The sequence below is a fragment of the Alistipes timonensis JC136 genome (genome assembly GCF_900107675.1).
In the GTDB taxonomy this organism is placed as follows: domain Bacteria; phylum Bacteroidota; class Bacteroidia; order Bacteroidales; family Rikenellaceae; genus Alistipes; species Alistipes timonensis.
Genome location: NZ_FNRI01000006.1, coordinates 178,185 through 199,348, shown reverse-complemented (window position 1 = coordinate 199,348; position 21,164 = coordinate 178,185). Strand labels below are relative to the sequence as shown.

The window sequence follows — 21,164 nt, the reverse complement described above, 5'->3', positions numbered from 1 at the left end:
CCTTTTAGTAGAGTTTTCGGGAATTTTCGGCCAAAAAGTTTGGGTCTCGGGGATAGTTTTCCTACTTTTGCCCCGATTTTGCGTGTCTCCGGACACGCCGAGTATAAACCAAACCAATTCGTTATGAAAAAACTTTTCCTCGTTCTGGCCGCCGCAGCCATCGTCTCCGGCGCATACGCCGAGGGTTATCAGGTAAACAACCTCTCCTCGAAGCAGAATGGTATGGGCCACGTAGGTACCGCTCTCAAGCTCAATTCAGAGTCGTTACATTTCAATCCTGCTGCTGCTGCTTTCCAGACCTCGAAATTCGATATCTCGGCCGGTATTACGGGTATTTCTTCGTATGTAAGGTACAACAACATCGACTATTCGGGTGAAAACCGCATCAAAGCGGAATCCGACAATAAGATCTCGACCCCGATGTATGTCTATTTCAACTATAAACCCAGCGAGCGACTGGGCATTGGCGTTAGTTTCACCACTCCGTTCGGGTCTGCCATGAAATGGCCGTCGAACTGGGCTGGTGCACATCTCATTCAGGAGATCAACCTCACGGCTTTCCAGATTCAACCTACCGTGTCGTATAAAATCTGCGACAAACTCTCGGTCGGCGCAGGCCTGACTGTTGCTTGGGGTAACTTCGACCTGTCACGCTCCATGTTTCCGGTAGGTGCCGCAACAAACAATACCATTGCCGGAATCCTCACGGCCAACAACATGGGACAATACGCTCCGCTGTTCACGAATGCAGGTGACAAAGCGCTCCTTTCGGCCAAACTGGCCGGGGACGCCAAGGTTGCCGTAGGCGTCAACCTCGGCATCATGTGGGACGTACATGAACAATGGACATTCGGTTTCAACTATCGCTCGCGCCTCAATATGAAGGTCAAAAAAGGCACGGCGGAACTGAACTATCTCTCACCCGAAATCAAACAGGTAATGAGCGCTACTGGACTCATCCCGCGTCTGGACGAAGGTACCTTCAATGCAGAACTGCCTTTGCCGACCAACCTTACGTGGGCCGTTGCATTCCGTCCTGCAGATAAATGGGAGTTTGCTGTCGACCTGCAGTGGGTAGGTTGGAGCGCCTATAAGGAGCTGAATGTATCGTTCAACGAACCGGAGTTGAAAATAGAGGATATCAACTCGGTGAAAAACTACAAGAACACGCTTGCATTCCGTTTCGGCGGCGAGTACAGGGCTTGTGATCTGATTCAGGCCCGCATGGGTATGTATGTCGACGAAAGTCCGGTGCGCAGCGATTACCTCAATCCCGAAACTCCGTCGATGACCAAACTCGCTTATACGGCAGGTCTTACGATCAATCCGGTGAAATTCATGTCCATCGACGTGGCCTACGGTTATGTCGCATCGGCCGATCCCGAACGTACGGGTTCCTATCCTTACATCAACTCACTGACCTACGGTATCGCCTATAAACAGGCCGTAGCAGCGGGAGCCAAACCGGAGGCAGCAGCAGCCACTGCCACGAAAGCCGCCAGTGAACCATTCTCGGGCAATTATGCACTCCATGCACATACATTTTCAATCGGCGTGCGATTCCGTTTTTAAAAGTGCCCGATTTTTACTACCTTTGTGGCGCACTTTCCGGGAAGTGCGCCGCATTGTTTAACGGCTCCATAGTTCAAGGGATAGAACGAGGGTTTCCTAAACCCTAAATTCGCGTTCGAGTCGCGGTGGGGCTACAAGAAAAGGAGGAATTGATATTCCTCCTTTTCTTGTGGAATTTTACCTATCTTTGCTCCTGTAAAATTACGATTTATGGAATCGCTCAAAGAACTCTATAAGATCGGCAGCGGCCCTTCGAGCAGCCACACCATGGGACCCAAACGGGCCGCAGAACGCTTTGCAGAGCGATGCCGGGACGTCGACGCTTACCGCGTGACGCTCTACGGATCGCTGGCGGCCACGGGCAAAGGCCACCTCACGGACACGGCCATCCTTTCGGTGCTCGAGCCGGTCGCCCCGACCGAGATCGTCTGGAAACCCGAGGTCGTACTCCCTTTCCACCCCAACGGCATGCTCTTCGAGGGATTGAAAGCCGGCAAGGTCGCCGATTCGTGGACGATATACAGCATCGGCGGCGGCGCGCTCGCCAACGAAACCTCGCGTCTGGAAGTGCCCGCAAGCATCTACCCCATGTCCACCATCTCGGAGATCCAGCAATGGTGCACCCGCGAAGGCAAGACCTACTGGGAGTACGTGAACGACTGCGAAGGTCCCGAAATCTGGGACTACCTCGACCGAATTTGGACCGTGATGTGCGAGACCATCCAGCGGGGCCTAAACAACGACGGCGTACTGCCCGGCGGCCTGAAGGTCGCCCGCAAAGCCTCGACCTACTGGGTCAAATCGAAAAGCTATACCGACTCGCTGAACTCCCGCGCCAAGATTTACGCCTATGCGCTGGCCACCTCCGAGGAGAACGCCTCGGGCGGCACCGTGGTGACGGCCCCGACCTGCGGGTCGAGCGGCGTCGTGCCGGCGGTGCTCTACCACCTGGCCACCTCGCGCGATTTCCTGCGCATCCGCATCCTGCGGGCGTTGGCCACGGCCGGATTGTTCGGCAACGTCGCCAAGACCAACTCCTCGATCTCGGGTGCCGAGGTCGGCTGTCAGGGAGAGGTCGGCGTAGCGTGCGCCATGGCTGCCGCGGCGGCCTGCCAGCTCTTCGGCGGCACCCCTTCGCAGATCGAATATGCCGCAGAGATGGGTCTCGAACACCATCTGGGCCTCACGTGCGACCCCGTATGCGGGCTGGTGCAGGTTCCCTGCATCGAGCGCAACGCCATCGCTGCGGCCCGTGCCCTCGACGCCAACATTTACGCCACGCTTTCCGACGGACGCCATCTGGTCTCCTACGACAAGGTCGTGGAGGTGATGAACGAAACGGGGCATAATCTTCCGAGCCTTTACCGCGAGACCTCCGAAGGCGGACTGGCCAAACGCTACGAGCACAACAAATAACCCCGTTCCCGCTACGGAAAACGCCGGTCCCTCGAAAGGTCCGGCGTTTCGTTTTTTCCGTCAACCGAGCAGTCCCCGGGCCGAAGCGTAGCGGACCGCCTCCATCGAATTGTCCGCATTCAGTTTTTCGAGAATACGCTGCCGGTGCGTGTTGACCGTATGCACGCTGATAGCCAGTTGGTCGGCGATCTCCTTCGACAGTTTTCCCCGGCCTATCAGACGCAGGATTTCCCGCTCGCGGCCGGACAAATGCGGATTTTCGGTCATCGGGAACGGGCAGACCTCGCCCGTCCGATAATGGAACAGCTGACTGCGCACGCCGTCCTCCGTCCCCTGATTGGGCGATACGTCCAGCATGCTCAGCGAAAGCCAGATATTCCCCGACCGATCGAACTCCAACACCTGAAACTGCTCGATCACCCGCACATAACGCCCTCCGGCATCCACCCGGTATTCGTCGATCAGTTTCACATCAGGAGCCAAATCCTTGTTTTCCAAAAGATAACGCAAGCAAGCGATACCGTTGCGGTGCAACACTCTCCAGTCATCGGGATGAATACGCCCGGTAAAATAGGCCGAATCCTCCGAAGCGATCCCCTCCAAATTGTAATGGAACAGCTCCGAAAAGTTGTACGATGCGAAGACATGGCGGCGGGCATACATATCGAAGACCGTGATGCCGCTGTTCGCAACCTGCGACAACAGCGTCAACTGGGGAATATGACGTTCCAGCACCGAGTAGTCCAGCTCCCGGGGCTCGAACCGCTGGGAGTCCAGCAGCTCCTCGAATTCACGTTGCAGTGTTTCCATTACTGATTAATCAGTATTGCCCAAAACGGACGTATGACCTTACTTTGTAATGCAAAAATAACACATTCAATCACAAAATCTGCAACTATGAAAAAATTACTCATCACCGCCAGCCTGCTTCTCGCATCCCTCGGCGCCTCGGCGCAGTTCCATGCAGACCTCCGTGTCGGCGCAACGGCCTCCTCCATCGGCGACCAGCACCTCAAAATAGGCATCCGCGCCGGAGCCGGCGTCGAATACCTCTTCACGGAACGCTGGGGACTTCGCTCGGGGCTCTTCTTCTCGATGAAAGGCGCCACGACTTCGAACAACGTCTTCAACTACGACGCGGACAAGGCCACGCGGCTCTCCTGTCTCGACCTTCCCGTCGAGGCCCTCGTTTCGTTCCGCCTCTCGCAGCGCTCGCGGCTGGCATTGCACGGAGGTCCCTACGTCTCCTGCATGCTCCATGCCTCCGTACCCGACGGCGCCGGGTTCGACGTTCGCCGCTGGGAGATCGGGGCCGGTTTCGGCGCGGATTTTATCATCAGCCATTTCGTCATCGGCCCCGAAGTTCAATACGGACTGACGCGGCTGACAAAACCCGGCTCCGGCCACAACACGACCTACTCCCTGACACTGGGCTACCGGTTCTGACACCATTTCCACAGACACCAAAAAGCCTCTCCCTTTTGGGGAGAGGCTTTTTTCGATATATCCGGGGCAGGATTGCTCCACGCCCGTCGGAACTTACTGCGCCTGCTGAAGCGATTCCAGATCGGCTTTCGAACCGACCACGAGGTCGTCGTAGTCGCGGAGACCCGTACCGCCGGGGATCAGGTGACCGCAGATCACGTTCTCCTTCAGGTTCTCCAGCGGATCGACCTTGGCCTGGATGGCCGCCTCGTTCAGTACCTTGGTGGTCTCCTGGAAGGAAGCCGCCGAGATGAAGCTCGAAGTCTGCAATGCGGCGCGGGTGATACCCTGCAACACCTGGGTCGAGGTTGCGGGCACGATGTCGCGTACCTGGACCGGACGCTGGTCGCGGCGCTTGAGACTCGAATTCTCGTCACGCAGCTTGCGCAGCGACACGATCTGTCCGGGCTGCAGCGTCGTCGAGTCGCCGGCGTCGGTCACGACCACCTTGTCGTACAATTCGTCGTTCACATCCATGAACTCCCACTTGTCGATGATCTGGTCCTCGAAGAAACGGGTGTCTCCCGGGTCCTCGATCTTCACCTTGTTCATCATCTGACGGACGATGACCTCGAAGTGCTTGTCGTTGATCTTCACACCCTGCATGCGGTACACCTCCTGGACCTCGTTGACGATGTACTCCTGTACCTTCGTCGGGCCGAGGATATTGAGGATGTCGCTCGGAGTGATCGCGCCGTCCGACAGCGGGCTGCCGGCTTTCACGTAGTCGTTCTCCTGCACGATGATCTGGCGCGACAGGGGCACCAGGTAACGCTTCACGTCACCCTGCTTCGAGGTGATGATGATCTCACGGTTACCGCGCTTGATCTTGCCGAACGTCACCTCGCCGTCGATCTCCGAAACGATGGCGGGGTTCGACGGGTTGCGGGCCTCGAAAAGCTCCGTAACACGCGGCAGACCTCCGGTGATGTCACCGCCCGACTTGCCGACGGCACGCGGAATCTTGATCAGGATATCGCCGGCCTTGATCTTGGCGTTGTCCTTCACCACGACGTGGGCGCCCACGGGCAGGTTGTATTGCTTGACCTCGAGACCCTCCTTGTCGACGATCTTGATGACGGGGTTCTTGGTCTTGTCCTTCGACTCGATCACGACCTTCTCCGAAAGGCCCGTCTGCTCGTCGCGCTCGTCGCGGTAAGTGATACCCTCGATAACGCTCTCGTAAACGGCGCGTCCCTCGTACTCCGAAATGATAACGGCGTTGTACGGGTCCCATTCGCAGATCAGGTCGCCTTTCTTAACCTCGGCACCGTCCGCCATGAAGAGCGTCGAACCATAAGGCAGGTTGTGCGTATAGAGTACGATCTCGGTCTTGGGATCGACGATGCGAAACTCCGACTGGCGCGAGATCACGATGTCGATCGCCTCGCCGGCCGCATTCTTGCCTTTGACGGTACGCAGCTCGTCGATTTCCAGACGTCCCTCGTATTTCGAAATGACGTTGGTCTCGACAGCCGTGCCGCCGGCCACACCGCCGACGTGGAACGTACGCAGAGTCAGCTGCGTACCCGGCTCGCCGATGGACTGTGCGGCGATGACGCCGACAACTTCGCCCTTCTGGACCATGCGGGCCGTGGCCAGGTTGCGGCCGTAGCACTTCGCACAGACGCCGCGGCGTGCCTCGCAGGTCAGCACCGAACGAATCTCGATGGACTCCAGCGGCGACTTCTCGATGGCCTCCGCAATCGGCTCGGTGATCTCCTCACCGGCTTCGCAGATCACCTCCCCGGTCAGCGGGTGGATCACGTCGTTCAGGGCCACGCGGCCCAGAATACGGTCGTAGAGCGTCTGCACCACGTCGTCGTTGCGCTTGATGGCCGTAGCCGTCAGGCCGCGCAGCGTACCGCAGTCCTTCTCGTTGATAATCACGTCCTGTGCAACATCCACCAAACGGCGCGTCAGGTAACCGGCGTCGGCCGTCTTCAGAGCGGTATCGGCAAGACCCTTACGGGCACCGTGGGTCGAGATGAAGTACTCGAGCACCGAAAGTCCCTCTTTGAAGTTCGAGAGGATCGGGTTCTCGATGACCTGCTGTCCACCCTCGACACCCGACTTCTGCGGCTTGGCCATCAGACCGCGCATACCGCTCAGCTGACGGATCTGCTCCTTCGAACCACGGGCTCCGGAGTCGAGCATCATGTACACCGGGTTGAAACCGTCGTTGTCCTTGATCAGCGTTTCGATCACGACCTTCGTCAGCTTGGTGTTGATGTTCGTCCAGACGTCGATGATCTGGTTGTAACGCTCGTTGTTGGTAATCAGACCCATGTTGTAGTCCTCCATGATGGCGTCCGAACGTTCGTAACCCTCCTGCACGAGCTTCTCCTTCTCTTCAGGAATAATCACGGCATCGAGGTTGAACGACAGACCGCCCTTGAAGGCCATCTGATAACCCATGTTCTTGATGTCGTCGAGGAATGCGGCCACCTTGTCGGCACCGGCCTTCTTCATCACGACGGCAATGATATCGCGCAGCGAACGCTTCGTCAGAATCTCGTTGATATAGCCGACCTCCCGGGGAACCACCTGGTTGAAGAGGATTCGGCCAATGGTCGTCTCTTTCAGCACGCGCACGTCGTTGCCCTGCTCGTCCAGGTCGTCTACCATACACTTCACGATGGCATGCAGGTCGGCACGGCCCTCGTTGTAGGCGATGATCGCCTCCTCGGCGCCGTAGAACACCCGGCCTTCGCCCTTCACGCCCTTGCGGGGCTTGGTGATGTAGTAGAGACCGAGGACCATGTCCTGCGAAGGCACCGTGATGGGCGCACCGTTCGCAGGGTTCAGGACGTTGTGCGAACCCAGCATCAGCAGTTGGGCCTCCAGGATGGCGGCATTGCCCAGCGGCAGGTGCACGGCCATCTGGTCGCCGTCGAAGTCGGCGTTGAATGCCGTACAGGCCAGCGGGTGCAGCTGCATGGCCTTACCCTCGATCAGCTTGGGCTGGAACGCCTGGATACCCAGTCGGTGCAGCGTCGGGGCGCGGTTCATCAGCACGGGGTGTCCTTTGATGACATTCTCCAGGATGCCCCAGATCACGGGGTCCTTGCGGTCGATGATCTTCTTGGCCGACTTCACCGTCTTCACGATACCGCGCTCGATGAGCTTGCGGATCACGAACGGCTTGTACAGCTCGGCAGCCATGTCCTTCGGAATACCCATCTCGTGCATCTTCAGCTCGGGGCCGACGACGATGACCGAACGGGCCGAATAGTCGACACGCTTACCCAGCAAGTTCTGGCGGAAACGGCCCTGCTTACCCTTGAGCGAATCCGACAGCGACTTGAGCGGACGGTTCGACTCGTTCTTCACGGCGTTCGACTTGCGCGAGTTGTCGAACAGCGAGTCGACAGCCTCCTGCAGCATACGCTTCTCGTTACGCAGGATCACCTCCGGAGCCTTGATCTCGATCAGGCGCTTGAGGCGGTTGTTGCGGATGATGACGCGGCGGTAGAGGTCGTTCAGGTCCGACGTGGCGAAACGTCCGCCGTCCAGCGGCACCAGCGGGCGCAGCTCGGGCGGAATCACGGGAATCACGTTGAGCACCATCCACTCGGGCTTGTTCTTGCCCTCCGAAGCGCGGAACGACTCGATGACGTTCAGGCATTTCAGCGCCTCGGACTTACGCTGCTGCGAGGTCTCGGTCGAGGCCTTGTGGCGCAGCGAGTAGGACATCGTATCGAGGTCCACCTGCTTCAGCAGCGTGTAGACCGCCTCGGCGCCCATCATGGCAACGAACTTGTTGGGGTCCGAATCGTCGAGCGACTGGTTGCCTTTCGGCAGCGCAGCCACGATGTCGAGATACTCCTTCTCCGAAAGCGTGGCCAGACGCTCGATGCCCTGCTCGGAAGCGGCGCCGGCATTGATCACGACATAGCGCTCGTAGTAGATGATCGCCTCGAGCTTCTTCGACGGAATACCCAGCAGGTAGCCGATCTTCGAAGGCAGCGAGCGGAAATACCAGATATGCACCACCGGAACCACCAGCGAAATGTGTCCCATGCGTTCGCGGCGCACCTTCTTCTCGGTCACCTCCACACCGCAGCGGTCGCAGACGATGCCTTTGTAACGGATACGCTTGTACTTACCGCAGTGGCACTCGTAATCCTTCACCGGACCGAAAATCCGCTCGCAGAACAGACCGTCGCGCTCGGGCTTGTAGGTACGGTAGTTAATGGTCTCGGGCTTCAGCACCTCGCCGCTCGACTGGGCCAGAATCTCCTCGGGGGAGGCCAGGCCGATCGAAATCTGGCTGTAACCATTATTCGGTTTATTGTCTTTGGTAATTGACATATTTTCTCGTTTTTCTTTTCCTCGTTAAATACACCTTACTCGAGTTTCACCGACAGGGCCAGGCCGCGCAGCTCGTGCAGCAGCACGTTCATAGCCTCGGGAATACCCGGCTTGGGCAGGTTCTCGCCCTTGACGATGGCCTCGTACGCCTTGGCACGGCCCATCACATCGTCGGACTTGATCGTCAGAATCTCCTGCAGGATGTTGGCGGCGCCGAAGCCTTCGAGCGCCCAAACCTCCATCTCACCGAAACGCTGACCGCCGAACTGCGCCTTACCGCCGAGCGGCTGCTGGGTAATGAGCGAGTAGGGACCGATCGAACGCGCGTGCATCTTGTCGTCGATCATGTGGCCCAGCTTGAGCATGTAGATCACGCCCACCGTGGCCGGCTGGTCGAACATCTCGCCCGTACCGCCGTCGTAGAGGTACGTGCGTCCGCTGTGCGGAATGCCTGCCTGCGCCGTGTACTCGTTGATCTGGTCGAGCGAAGCGCCGTCGAAAATCGGCGTTGCGAACTTCATACCCAGCTCGCGGCCGGCCCATCCGAGCACGGTCTCGTAAATCTGGCCGAGGTTCATTCGCGAAGGCACACCCAGCGGGTTCAGGCAGATGTCGACGATGGTTCCGTCCTCGAGGAACGGCATATCCTCGTCGCGCACGATACGCGCTACGATACCCTTGTTACCGTGGCGTCCGGCCATCTTGTCGCCCACCTTCAGCTTACGCTTCTTGGCGATGTAGACCTTGGCCATCTGGATAACGCCCGTCTGCGGAAGCTCGTCGCCATTGGTGATGTTGTACTTCTCACGCTTGATGGCGGCATCGGCCTTCTTCCACTCGATGGTGTAGTTGTTGACGGTAGCCTCGATCAGCGCATCGGTGTGCGCGTCGCCCGTCCAGTTGCACGAGCCGAGATTGAGATAACCCATCACCACGCCGGTCTTTTCGTCCGTCGACTTGCGGGCGATCTCCTCCAGCAATTTCTGCGAGAACTTCGTACCCGCGGGGTACAGTTCCACACCGAAGTAATCGGTGATGCCCGTCGTGGCCTTGCCCTGAAGCAGGGTCCACAACTTCGTGACCAGCCGCTTCGTGAGCTCCGCGATCTCGGCAGCGAACTTCTCGTCGAGCTTGTCGAGCTGCGCCTTCTCGGCGCTCTTGCCCTTCTTGCCCTCCTTGTTGGCGCGGCTGTAAAGCTTGGTGTCGATCACCACGCCGTGCAGCGACGGCTGGGCCTTCAGCGAAGCGTCCTTCACGTCGCCGGCCTTGTCGCCGAAGATCGCACGGAGCAGCTTCTCCTCGGGCGAAGGATCGCTCTCGCCCTTCGGGGTGATCTTACCGATCAGGATGTCGCCCGGGTGGATGTTGGCGCCGATACGGACGATACCGTTGGCGTCGAGGTCCTTCGTGGCGTCCTCCGAGACGTTGGGAATATCCGACGTGAGCTCCTCGACACCGCGCTTGGTGTCGCGAACCTCCATGATGTACTCGTCGACATGCACCGAGGTGAAGATATCCTCACGCTGGATGCGCTCCGAGATCACGATGGCGTCCTCGAAGTTGTAACCCTTCCAGGGCATGAACGCCACCTTCAGGTTGCGGCCCAGGGCCAGCTCACCGTGCTGCGTCGAGTAACCCTCGGTCAGAATTTGGCCCTTCACGACCTTGTCGCCCGTCAGCACCGCGGGTTTCAGCGTCACCGAGGTGTTCTGGTTCGTCCGGCGGTAGCGCGGCAACTCGTAAGTCGTAATTTCGGGAGCGAACGAAGCGAGAATCTCATCCTCCGTGCGCTCGTATTTGATCTGAATCTTCGTCGCGTCGGCGAAAGTAACCTCGCCGTCGCCCTCAGCCACGATCTGGATGCGGCTGTCGGTGATCATGTCCTTCTCGATACCCGTGCCGACGATCGGGGCCTCCGAAGTCACCAGGGGCACGGCCTGGCGCATCATGTTCGAGCCCATCAGCGCACGGTTGGCGTCGTCGTGCTCGAGGAACGGGATGAGGCTCGCGGCGATCGAAGCGATCTGGTTCGGAGCCACGTCCATCAGGTCCACCTCGCTGGCGGTAACCACCGGGAAATCGGCGCCTTCACGCGCCTTGATGCGGTCGGGCTCCAGGAAGTTGCCCTCCTCGTCGATCGGGGTGTTGGCCTGTGCGGCCACCAGGTCCTCCTCCTCTTCGGCCGAGTAGTAGCGGATATGCGAGTTGTCCATATCGACCTTGCCGTTCTCGACACGGCGATACGGCGTCTCGATGAATCCCATCGGAGAGATCTTCGCATAGACGCACAGCGACGAGATCAGACCGATGTTCGGGCCTTCCGGCGACTCGATCGGGCAGAGACGTCCGTAGTGCGTATAGTGCACGTCGCGCACCTCGAAACCGGCGCGGTCACGCGACAGACCGCCCGGACCGAGGGCCGACAGACGGCGCTTGTGCGTGATCTCGGCCAGCGGGTTGATCTGGTCCATGAACTGCGAGAGCTGCGAGGTTCCGAAGAACGAATTGATCACCGACGAAAGGGTCTTTGCGTTGATCAGGTCCACCGGCGTAAACACCTCATTGTCACGCACGTTCATGCGCTCGCGGATCGTACGCGCCATGCGCACGAAACCTACCGAGAACTGATTCGACAGCTGCTCGCCCACCGTGCGGACACGGCGGTTCGACAGGTGGTCGATATCGTCGACGTCGGCCTTCGAGTTAATGAGCTGGATCAGGTATTTGATGATGGCGATGATGTCCTCGCGCGTCAACGTGCGGATAGCCGGATCGATGTCCAGATCCAGCTTCTTGTTGATGCGGTAACGGCCCACGTCGCCCAGGTCGTAGCGTTTGTCCGAGAAGAAAAGCTTCTCGATAACGTCGCGCGCCGTCGCCTCATCGGGCGGCTCCGAAGCGCGCAGCTGCCTGTAGATGTAGACCACGGCCTCCTTCTCGGAGTTGCAGGGGTCTTTCTGCAGGGTATTGTAAATGATCGAGAAATCGATGCCCGAGAGATTCTCCTTATGCAGGAGGATCGTCTTGGCGCCGCTCTCGAGAATCTCGTCAATATGGTTCTCCTCGAGGACCGTTTCGCGGTCCACGATGACGTTGTTTCGTTCGATGGAAACCACCTCGCCCGTATCCTCGTCCACGAAGTCCTCGACCCACGTCGAGAGCACCCTCGCAGCCAGCTTGCGGCCTACGGCTTTCTTGAGGTTGGCCTTGTTGACCTTCACCTCGTCCGCCAGGTCGAAGATCTCGAGAATCTGCTGGTCCGCCTCGTAACCGATGGCACGCAGCAGCGTGGTGACGGGCAGCTTCTTCTTACGGTCGATGTAGGCGTACATCACGTTGTTGATGTCCGTAGCGAACTCGATCCACGAACCTTTGAACGGAATGATTCGCGCCGAGTAGAGCTTGGTGCCGTTGGTGTGCATGCTCTGTCCGAAGAACACGCCCGGCGAGCGGTGCAGCTGGGATACGATGACACGTTCCGCGCCATTGATGACGAACGTTCCACGCTCGGTCATATAGGGAATCGTACCGAAGTAAACGTCCTGGACGACCACGCCGAAATCTTCGTGCTCGTCGTCCGTGCAGTAAAGTTTCAGCTTTGCTTTCAGCGGGACGCTGTACGTCAGACCGCGCTCCAGACACTCCTCAATCGAGTAGCGGGGCGGGTCGATATAGTAGTCGATGAACTCCAGAACGAAGTTGTTCCGGGTATCCGTGATGGGGAAATTTTCCTGAAAGACCTTGTAAAGGCCCTCGTTCTTACGGTTTTCGGCCGTAGTATCCATCTGGAAAAAGTCCCGGAATGATTTAAGCTGTATCTCCAGCAAATCCGGATAGGGAACCCGGTTTATGACTGTCGAAAAGCTAATTCTCTGTTGTGTTTTTGCTGCGGACATCGTAAAATCCAAATTAGTTGAAGTGTAATGGGTTACGCTCCCCAAAATCGCGGGCCTTCTATCCCGCCAATGCCCCCGTATTCAGGCGTCCTTCGCCCCGGGAGCATTTTCTTCCAAAAACCGGACACAGCTCCTAATCGGCACTTCCAGTCTTTAGACCAAGAAAAGGCATAGAGCTAACACCTCCGGTTAGCCCTATACCTGATTGTCTGCTGAGACCTAAGCAGCAATGCTACTTGAGCTCAACTTCTGCACCTGCCTCCTCGAGCTGGCCTTTGATCTGCTCAGCCTCTTCCTTGGAGACACCCTCCTTAACAGCCTTGGGAGCACCGTCAACGAGAGCCTTGGCGTCGCCCAGCGAAAGACCTGCGAGGTCCTTCACGACCTTGATAACCTGGAGCTTGGCCTGGCCTGCGCTCTTCAGGATCACGTCAAACGTCGACTTCTCGGCAGCAGCGGCCTCACCGGCGCCTGCAGCGGGGGCTGCAACGGCAACAGCGGCAGCAGCCGGCTCAATGCCATACTCCTCCTTGAGGATCTGAGCGAGTTCGTTTACCTCGGTAACCTTCAGGTTAACCAGTTCTTCAGCAAGTTTCTTTACGTCTGCCATAGTTGTAAGCTTATTAATTTGTTTTTGATTCTTGTTTGTGAAATTAATTGTTTCTCGATTCGAGCGTCTTCACGATGCCCGCAATCTTTTGGCCTGCATTAGCCTGCAATGCAGAGATAACATTCTTCGCCGGGGACTGCAGCAGAGCGATGATATCGCCGATAAGCTCCTCCTTCGACTTGATGTTACACAGAGCGTCCAGCTGATCGTCACCCACGTAAACGCATCCTTCGGCGAAAGCCGCTTTCAGGACGGGTTTGTCCGATTTCTTGCGGAACTCCTTGATAAGCACAGCGGGAGCTTTCGCAACATGGGCGAACATAATCGAGGTAGGACCCTCCAATACTTTTACCAGATCAGCATCGGCCTTCTCCACCTTCTCGAGGGCTTTGCCCAGAAGGGTGTTCTTAGCCACCACCAGTTTCACGTCGCTCTCGAAGCACTTACGGCGCAGGGCAGCGGTCTGCTCGGCGTTCAGCGACTCGATGTCGGCGATGTAGAAGTGAGGATAAGCCTGGAGCTGCTCGGCGAGGTTGTTAATTACAACCAGTTTTTCTTCCTTAGTCATCTCTTCTCTCCTCCTTCTTATTTGGTTTCTACTGATTTGGAATCAATCTGCACGCCGGGGCTCATGGTGGTCGAGAGATAGATACTCTTCACATAAGAACCTTTGGCAGCAGCCGGTTTGAGCTTGATGATCATATTCAGCACCTCTTTCGCGTTTTCCACGATCTGCTCTGCCGAGAACGACACCTTGCCCACCGTCGTGTGGATGATACCGAACTTGTCGACCTTGAAGTCGATCTTACCGGCCTTCACCTCGCCTACGGCTTTGCCGACTTCCATCGTCACCGTACCAGTCTTGGGGTTCGGCATCAGTCCGCGGGGACCCAGAATACGGCCCAGCGCACCTACCTTACCCATCACATTGGGAGTACAGATGATCACGTCAACGTCGGTCCAGCCGGCCTTGATCTTGTCAACATACTCGTCCAGACCTACATAGTCGGCGCCTGCGGCCTGTGCCTCGGCCTCCTTCTCGGGAGTACAGAGCACCAGCACACGCACCGTCTTGCCGGTTCCGTGGGGCAGCGTCACCACGCCGCGGACCATCTGGTTCGCCTTACGCGGATCTACGCCCAAACGCACGTCGATATCTACCGAAGCGTCGAATTTCGTAAACGTAATTTCCTTCAGAAGAGCGGCGGCCTCCGGGAGTTTGTAAACCTTGGCGGCTTCCACCTTTGCGTAGGCGATCTTTTGATTTTTTGTCAACTTACTCATCTTCTTCGCAATTACATATTAGGAAATTCTCCGACGACATTGATACCCATACTGCGGGCAGTACCGGCAACCATGCGCATCGCGGCCTCCAGCGTAAAGCAGTTCATGTCGGGCATCTTGTCCTGAGCGATCTCGCGGACCTGATCCCACGTCACCTGTCCCACCTTGTCGCGGTTGGGCTGTGCGGAACCTTTCTGCACCTTGGCTGCTTCCTTGAGCTGAACGGCTACGGGCGGCTGTTTTACAACGAAATCAAACGATTTGTCGCTGTAAACCGTGATGATGACCGGAAGAACCTTTCCCGCCTTGTCCTGCGTACGTGCATTGAACTGCTTGCAGAAGTCCATGATATTGACTCCCTTAGAACCCAATGCGGGACCAACCGGGGGCGAAGGATTGGCGGCACCACCTTTGATCTGCAATTTAATAAATGCAGCAACCTCTTTTGCCATAGTTTTCCTTGGTTAATTATTCTTTTTCTACTTGAGTGAAACCCAACTCCATAGGAGTTTTGCGCCCGAATATCTTCACCGATACCGTGAGTTTCTTGCGCTCGTTGTCGACTGCCTCGATAGTACCTTGGAAGCTCGAGAAAGGACCGTCCGTAACTTTTACGGTCTCGCCGACAAAGAATGGTATTTCGTTCTCCTCCTCCATGGCGTTCATCTCGTCGACGCGGCCCAGGATGCGTGCAACCTCCTGCGGACGCAGGGGCGTGGCATTCATCTTGCGACTGTCCTCTTTGGTGTCGCCCAAGAAGCCCAGCACATTGGGAGTATTACGAATTATAATGGGAATCTGCCCCACGAAAGCGGCCTCCACCAACACGTAGCCCGGATAAGAAACCTTCTCTTTCGAGACCTTCTTACCATTGCGGATGGTATAGACTTTTTCGGTAGGGATCAGCACTTGAGAGATGTAGTCCTCGAGATGGTTGTGGCGAATTTCGGCTTCGATATACTCTTTCACCTTCGCCTCCTTGCCACCAATAGCGCGGACTACATACCACTGTTTCTTAATCTCGCTCATCGTTTCAGCAGAAATTAACGACCAAGATTACCCAGGGTCTTGTAGATGGCGGCCATCATGTTCTCGAACGTCAGGTCCATCGCCAGCACGACAACGGCAAAGATGGCCGAAGCCACCATCACAACGACCGTCGAATTCTGGAGCTGCGGGAACGTAGGCCACGTCACCTTGTTTACAAGCTCGTTATAGGATTCTTTAATGTAATTCAACATATCTTCTTCCTTTATTCTTGGCAGGAGCAGAGAGATTCGAACTCCCATCAACGGTTTTGGAGACCGCTATTCTACCCTTGAACTATGCTCCTAAAAAGGGAGGCGATACGGTTCACCGCCTCCCGGGATATCTGATCGTGAATTACTTCACGATTTTCAAGATCTGACCAGCACCTACCGTACGGCCACCCTCGCGGATTGCGAAACGCAGACCCTCGTTCAGAGCCACCGGATAGATCAGCTTCACGGAGATGGTTACGTGGTCGCCCGGCATAACCATGTCGACGCCGGCGGGCAGGTGAACCTCACCCGTTACGTCCATCGTACGCAGGTAGAACTGGGGACGATAGTTGTTGTGGAACGGCGTGTGACGGCCACCCTCCTCTTTCTTCAGGATGTAGACCTCAGCCTCGAACTCGGTGTGCGGGGTGATCGACTTGGGCGCTGCGAGTACCATACCGCGCTTTACCTCCTTCTTGTCGATACCGCGGAGCAGCAGACCTACGTTGTCGCCGGCCTCGCCCTGATCGAGCAGCTTGCGGAACATCTCGACGCCCGTACAGGTCGAAGTCAAAATCTTCTCCTCGAGACCTACGATCTCAACGGGATCACCTACGTGGATGACACCGGTCTCGATACGGCCCGTTACAACGGTACCGCGGCCGGTGATCGAGAACACGTCCTCGACAGGCATCAGGAACGGCTTCTCATTCTCACGCGGGGGAATGGGAATGTACTCGTCGACAGCGTTCATCAGCTCCATGATCTTCTCCTCCCACTTGGGCTCGCCGTTCAGGCCGCCGAGTGCGGAACCGCGGATGATGGGAGCGTTGTCGCCATCGTACTCGTATTTCGAAAGCAGGTCGCGAACCTCCATCTCAACCAGGTCGAGCATTTCGGGATCGTCAACCATGTCGCACTTGTTCAGGAAAACAACGATGCGCGGCACGTTCACCTGACGGGCGAGCAGTACGTGCTCGTTGGTCTGGGGCATCGGGCCGTCCGTAGCGGCAACAACCAGGATAGCGCCGTCCATCTGAGCGGCACCCGTTACCATGTTCTTCACATAGTCGGCGTGGCCCGGGCAGTCTACGTGAGCGTAGTGGCGGTTGGCCGTCTGGTACTCAACGTGCGAGGTGTTGATCGTGATACCACGCTCTTTCTCCTCGGGAGCGTTGTCGATCGAGTCGAACGAACGGAGCTCCGAGAGGCCGTTCTTAGCCAGAACAGTCGTGATAGCTGCGGTAAGGGTGGTCTTACCGTGGTCTACGTGACCGATGGTACCGATGTTTACGTGCGGTTTCGACCGGTCGAATTTTTCTTTTGCCATAGTATTAAGTATTTAAAGTATTGTTAAAAATTGTCCTAAAGTTTTAAAATTCATTCCGCAGAACAAGCGAGCGACGCAAACTCCCTTCCGTTCGACGGAGGCGTTCGCATCACACGCTGCTGCGCAGTGGAGCGGAAGACGAGGCTCAAACTCGCGACCCTCAGCTTGGAAGGCTGATGCTCTATCAACTGAGCTACTTCCGCAAAAACATAACCGTATCAGAGTCATCCTTTCCCTTGCGCCGTTTTTCAACAGCGTTCAGGACCCAGCAACTCCAACCGGCACTCTTCTTTAGTGGGAAGTGATGGATTCGAACCACCGAAGGCGTAAGCCAGCAGATTTACAGTCTGCCCCATTTGGCCACTCTGGTAACTTCCCTTGTCTTGCACTGCCGCCGCTCCTCCCTGCGTCGGCCTTCCGAGCCGATGGAGGGATTCGAACCCCCGACCAGCTGATTACAAATCAGCTGCTCTGGCCAACTGAGCTACATCGGCAGTATTCACCGTTTTGGATTGCAAAAGTAGGCATAAAAAATTTACCGCGCAAATTATTCGGGATAAATTTTCTACTTTTTAACTCTTCTCAAAGAACCGCGCCCGAACGCCGTTGGTTCACGGGCGAAATCGGGTGCAAAGATAGGAAAAGTTTTGGATAACGCAACAGCTTCCGCAAAAAATATCGTCTTTCTCGTCCAACTATGCCATCCGCCGGTCCGGCCGGCATTCGCGCCCCTCCCGGACAGCTTATTTCCGGACCCGGCACACCTATTTTAATATGCGCTCCGGCATATTTTCACTATCTTTCGTGCCGTGACGGCGCTTTTGGAAGGCCGTAAGGTCTCGCCGACCGCCTGCAGTGCGGTTTGGACCCCTCCGTTCTTTTCACTATCTTTAAATTTTGAAAACCGCTCCCACTATGAATACGATTCCCCTTTTCGGCCCCTACGCACTCCGGCAGCTCCGTCCGGAGGATGCCGCGGATATTTTCCGCTCGATCGACACCCAGCGCCGGCACCTCGGCCGCTGGCTCCCTTTCGTCGCCGAGACCCACTGCGTCGAACAAAGCGAAGCGGTGGTGGCCGGAATGCTCGCCGACACGGCCAACCCGGTCTACACGATCCGCGACGGCGGGGCCTTTGCCGGATTGATCGGCTTCAAATCGGCCGACGCCGAAAAGCACAGCGTCGAGATCGGCTACTGGCTGCGTGAAGAGCAGCAGGGAAAAGGAATCATGACGGCGGCCGTGCGGGCGCTCTGCGGCAGGGCCTTTACGCAGATGGGCATGCGGCGTATCGAAATCCGCTGCGGCGTGGGCAACCTGCCGAGCAACGCCATTCCCCGGCGGCTCGGATTCCGGCTCAGCCATGTGGAACCGCGGGGCGAGGAGCTCTCCGACGGAGAGTGGATCGACCTGAACGTTTACGTGCTGGAGCGGTAAAAAGTGCAAGGAGGCCACCCTTCCCGGGAAGCCTCCTGCGAATCAGAACCGCAGCCGGGTTCTATTTCTTTTTGATCGAAGCGATCAGCTGGGCGGGCGTTGCCTGCAGGTAATTCTTACAGAAACGGCTGAACTGCGTATAGTGGCGGAACCCGTACTTGTTCATCAGCGCTTTGGTGCTGTCCTCGCCGTCACGAATGTCGGAGAAGACTTTGAGGGCCTTCTGGCGCATCATCCAGTGGTAGACGCTGTCGTTGAAATGCTCGGCGAAACGGCGTTTGAAGACCGAAAGGCTCATGCCCGCCAGCGAAGCCAGTTCGGCCACGCCCTGCGCCTTGTCGTAGTTGTTGCAGACGAAGACGCGGAAATTGTCCTGCGGCTGAATCATCGACTGGAAGAAATAAGCATGCTCGGTCGGCGTGTAGAGCACCTTGATCATCATAAAGAGCTCCGTGGCCTTCATCCGGTGGAACCGAACGCAGTTGGCCATCTGCCGGATCGTAAAGATAGAACCCAAAAGATGCTCGATGGAGGAATGCATCGAAAGTGTCGGAACGATCTCGGTCGGGATAACCGAATCGTAAGGCATCACCTTGTCGAAAATATCCTGCTCGCAAAACTCGATCCGATGGATGAGCGACAGCACGACCACATGGGTATCGTCATCCTGGGCCGTGGCCAAAAAGTTCTCGTTGCGGGCCAGGCACACGCATTGCTTCGAGGTCACCAGCCGGACCGTATCGGCGCCGTGCTCGAGTTTGAGCGACCCCGACAGAATGAAAAGAATGCGCACCATGCGGTCAGCCGGAAAGGACGCACCCTCTCCCGCCGCAAAGGTCAGCTCCGAAAACCTGCAGTAGGTCGAGTCGCCGATGCGGCGAAACGGTGCAGGGAATGTGGGACAACTACTACAATCCGCAGTGCAACTCTCTTTTAGTGACGACTCCACAAACTGCGGTTGGGGTTGATAATCCATAAAGTACGAATGTGAGATTTGGGACAAAAGTACAAAAAAATTCGGAAAGCCAACCCCATAGGCGCGGCGAAAGGCAAAAAAAGTCCCCGCCGTTGTCGGCAGGGACTCCAAAAGACATTGCAAACAGGCTTTGAATACCTTATTTATAGCTGATTATAAGCACCTTCGACGACTCCCAGAACCGCACGGGATCGGTGATGAGCAATTTCTCGACCATTTTGTCGCCTCCTGCCACCAGCTCGTACGAATCCTCGGGATGCGACGTGACGACCGAAGCCTTTTTCTGCCCGACGGGAATCTCCGACAACAGGCGCGAATCGGCCGACGTGAAACTGTCCAGATTACCGTTCTTTCCCACCGTCAGCGTACGGCCGATGAATCCCTGCTTGTCGATGATCTGCGCGTCGCGCAGCTCTTTCTCGGGGCCCACGATGTAATAGACCGTATGCAGCTGGTTCTGCAACTCGACCTTCTCGCTGCTGAGGTTCTCGACCTCGGCGCTCCGCACGGCGACCTCCTGGGAAAGACTCTCGACCTCGATGCCCATCTGTGCCAGTTTTTCGCGCAGCCGGTCCACCTCGCCAGACTTCTCCGCAAGCTGCCCGTTCATATCGGCGATCATCTTCTCCAGGCTCGCGACGTGCAGGTTGGCCTTGCGCAGCAGGGCTGCGGAACGCTGCAGCGAAGCGATCTTTTCCTTGTTCTCCTTCAGCAGCCGGTCGATGGCGGCGATGTCGCTGTTGATCTCCGCGACGGGACGGCGGCCACCTTCGGCCGCCCCGGCCATGGTGATCAGGTTTTCGCGCGACTTGATCAGCGCGAGATTTTCCGAAATGGAGTTGATGTCCGCAAAGACCGCATTGATGAGCGAGTCTTTCGCACTGACGACCGTTGCCAGCGAATCCCGCTGGTTTTCGGCCTCGACGACGACCTGCCGGCTTACGCACGACGTAAGGACGGCCGCGACGCCCAGCGCCGCGGCAAACAGGGTATGTTTCATGCAGTTTTTCATAATTCGTTACATTAAGATTCTAAAATCTCGTTTGCCTGCAGGTACAAATATAGATTAAAAATCAGCAGATTGTTCAACTATTTTGTCACCTGCCGCAAATTTTGTTCCGGGCACTCCCGGCGTGCAAAAAACAACGGACCGCAACCTCCGGTTGCAGCCCGTTTTGGGATCAAAGCGCGCAATGTGATTATTTCGCGCCTTTCTTATCGTAGCGTTTTGCGTAGCGGCTCATAAACTTATCGACGCGACCAGCGGTGTCAACCAACTTCATCTTACCGGTGTAGAACGGGTGCGACGTGTTGGAAATTTCCATCTTATACACGGGATAGGTTTCGCCGTTCACTTCGATGGTCTCTTTTGTCGAAACGGCGGACCGACACAAAAACACGACGTCGTTGGACATGTCCTTGAACGCCACTAAACGATAATTCTCCGGATGAATACCCTTTTTCATTTCGTCGTTTTTGTATTTAATTAATGCTTAAGCGCGACAAAGGTACGAATTAATTCGCAACAAACAAGCCTGCGCGTAAATTTTTTCACACCCGATGCGTCGCGGGGTTGCGCAATCCGGATAGTTTTTCTATCTTT

At 56.8% G+C, this 21,164-nt stretch carries 17 protein-coding genes and 5 tRNA genes; 5 read left to right on the top strand and 17 right to left on the bottom strand.

Features of this window, described 5'->3' with window-relative positions:
* The first annotated feature begins 123 nt into the window (after positions 1–123).
* The 3 genes from BLU78_RS09930 (at position 124) to BLU78_RS09920 (ending at position 2,988) form a co-directional block, all read left to right on the top strand.
* A complete protein-coding gene (locus BLU78_RS09930; protein WP_010266525.1) occupies positions 124–1,572 on the top strand; it encodes an OmpP1/FadL family transporter in 1,449 nt (482 codons plus the stop codon).
* Positions 1,573–1,634: 62 nt separating this feature from the next.
* A tRNA-Arg gene (locus BLU78_RS09925) sits at positions 1,635–1,706 on the top strand.
* A gap of 76 nt (positions 1,707–1,782) precedes the next feature.
* Complete coding sequence (locus tag BLU78_RS09920) at positions 1,783–2,988, top strand: L-serine ammonia-lyase, iron-sulfur-dependent, subunit alpha (RefSeq protein WP_010266528.1); 1,206 nt, start codon at positions 1,783–1,785, stop codon at positions 2,986–2,988.
* A 60-nt stretch (positions 2,989–3,048) separates the two neighbouring features.
* Here BLU78_RS09920 and BLU78_RS09915 read toward each other — a convergent pair whose 3' ends face one another.
* The gene (locus BLU78_RS09915) at positions 3,049–3,798 is read right to left on the bottom strand and encodes a helix-turn-helix transcriptional regulator (protein WP_010266530.1); all 750 of its coding nucleotides are present in this window, start codon (positions 3,796–3,798) and stop codon (positions 3,049–3,051) included.
* An 87-nt stretch (positions 3,799–3,885) separates the two neighbouring features.
* Here BLU78_RS09915 and BLU78_RS09910 point away from each other — a divergent pair, with 87 nt between their 5' ends.
* A complete protein-coding gene (locus tag BLU78_RS09910) occupies positions 3,886–4,434 on the top strand; it encodes a porin family protein (RefSeq protein WP_010266531.1) in 549 nt (182 codons plus the stop codon).
* 93 nt (positions 4,435–4,527) lie between these two features.
* Here the strand turns inward: BLU78_RS09910 and rpoC are convergent, their stop codons facing one another.
* The 13 genes from rpoC to BLU78_RS09845 all read right to left on the bottom strand — a co-directional run bounded on the left by rpoC (position 4,528) and on the right by BLU78_RS09845 (position 17,642).
* Positions 4,528–8,787, bottom strand: coding sequence for a DNA-directed RNA polymerase subunit beta' (rpoC, locus tag BLU78_RS09905; RefSeq protein ID WP_010266533.1), 4,260 nt, complete (start codon positions 8,785–8,787; stop codon positions 4,528–4,530).
* 35 nt (positions 8,788–8,822) lie between these two features.
* The gene (gene rpoB / locus BLU78_RS09900; protein ID WP_010266535.1) at positions 8,823–12,683 is read right to left on the bottom strand and encodes a DNA-directed RNA polymerase subunit beta; all 3,861 of its coding nucleotides are present in this window, start codon (positions 12,681–12,683) and stop codon (positions 8,823–8,825) included.
* 232 nt (positions 12,684–12,915) lie between these two features.
* Positions 12,916–13,293 (bottom strand): 50S ribosomal protein L7/L12, encoded by a 378-nt coding sequence (rplL, locus tag BLU78_RS09895; protein WP_010266537.1) that lies wholly within the window; start codon positions 13,291–13,293, stop codon positions 12,916–12,918.
* Between the two features lie 43 nt (positions 13,294–13,336).
* Positions 13,337–13,861, bottom strand: coding sequence for a 50S ribosomal protein L10 (rplJ, locus tag BLU78_RS09890; RefSeq protein ID WP_010266539.1), 525 nt, complete (start codon positions 13,859–13,861; stop codon positions 13,337–13,339).
* A 17-nt stretch (positions 13,862–13,878) separates the two neighbouring features.
* A complete protein-coding gene (rplA, locus tag BLU78_RS09885; protein WP_010266542.1) occupies positions 13,879–14,577 on the bottom strand; it encodes a 50S ribosomal protein L1 in 699 nt (232 codons plus the stop codon).
* An 11-nt stretch (positions 14,578–14,588) separates the two neighbouring features.
* Positions 14,589–15,029, bottom strand: a complete 441-nt coding sequence (gene rplK / locus BLU78_RS09880; protein ID WP_010266546.1) for a 50S ribosomal protein L11 — start codon at positions 15,027–15,029, stop codon at positions 14,589–14,591.
* Between the two features lie 16 nt (positions 15,030–15,045).
* Positions 15,046–15,606 carry a transcription termination/antitermination protein NusG gene (nusG, locus tag BLU78_RS09875; RefSeq protein ID WP_010266552.1) on the bottom strand — a complete coding sequence of 187 codons (561 nt, stop codon included), beginning with the start codon at positions 15,604–15,606 and terminating at the stop codon, positions 15,046–15,048.
* 14 nt (positions 15,607–15,620) lie between these two features.
* A complete protein-coding gene (gene secE / locus BLU78_RS09870) occupies positions 15,621–15,818 on the bottom strand; it encodes a preprotein translocase subunit SecE (protein ID WP_020693339.1) in 198 nt (65 codons plus the stop codon).
* 18 nt (positions 15,819–15,836) lie between these two features.
* Positions 15,837–15,910, bottom strand: a tRNA-Trp gene (locus tag BLU78_RS09865).
* 50 nt (positions 15,911–15,960) lie between these two features.
* On the bottom strand, positions 15,961–17,148 hold the full coding sequence (tuf, locus tag BLU78_RS09860) for an elongation factor Tu (protein ID WP_010266558.1): 1,188 nt from the start codon (positions 17,146–17,148) through the stop codon (positions 15,961–15,963).
* Positions 17,149–17,275: 127 nt separating this feature from the next.
* A tRNA-Gly gene (locus BLU78_RS09855) sits at positions 17,276–17,351 on the bottom strand.
* 92 nt (positions 17,352–17,443) lie between these two features.
* A tRNA-Tyr gene (locus BLU78_RS09850) sits at positions 17,444–17,526 on the bottom strand.
* Positions 17,527–17,568: 42 nt separating this feature from the next.
* Positions 17,569–17,642: transfer RNA gene (locus tag BLU78_RS09845), tRNA-Thr, on the bottom strand.
* Between the two features lie 421 nt (positions 17,643–18,063).
* On the opposite strand from BLU78_RS09845, the gene BLU78_RS09840 reads away from it, so the two are divergent.
* Positions 18,064–18,585 carry a GNAT family N-acetyltransferase gene (locus BLU78_RS09840; RefSeq protein WP_010266559.1) on the top strand — a complete coding sequence of 174 codons (522 nt, stop codon included), beginning with the start codon at positions 18,064–18,066 and terminating at the stop codon, positions 18,583–18,585.
* A gap of 61 nt (positions 18,586–18,646) precedes the next feature.
* Here the strand turns inward: BLU78_RS09840 and BLU78_RS09835 are convergent, their stop codons facing one another.
* The 3 genes from BLU78_RS09835 to BLU78_RS09825 form a co-directional block, all read right to left on the bottom strand.
* Positions 18,647–19,561: a helix-turn-helix domain-containing protein gene (locus tag BLU78_RS09835; RefSeq protein ID WP_229096266.1), complete on the bottom strand. Its 915-nt coding sequence runs from the start codon at positions 19,559–19,561 to the stop codon at positions 18,647–18,649.
* Positions 19,562–19,700: 139 nt separating this feature from the next.
* On the bottom strand, positions 19,701–20,561 hold the full coding sequence (locus BLU78_RS09830) for a Cbp1 family collagen-binding glycoprotein adhesin (RefSeq protein WP_010266561.1): 861 nt from the start codon (positions 20,559–20,561) through the stop codon (positions 19,701–19,703).
* A 199-nt stretch (positions 20,562–20,760) separates the two neighbouring features.
* Positions 20,761–21,027, bottom strand: coding sequence for a type B 50S ribosomal protein L31 (locus BLU78_RS09825; RefSeq protein ID WP_010266563.1), 267 nt, complete (start codon positions 21,025–21,027; stop codon positions 20,761–20,763).
* Positions 21,028–21,164 lie beyond the last annotated feature (137 nt).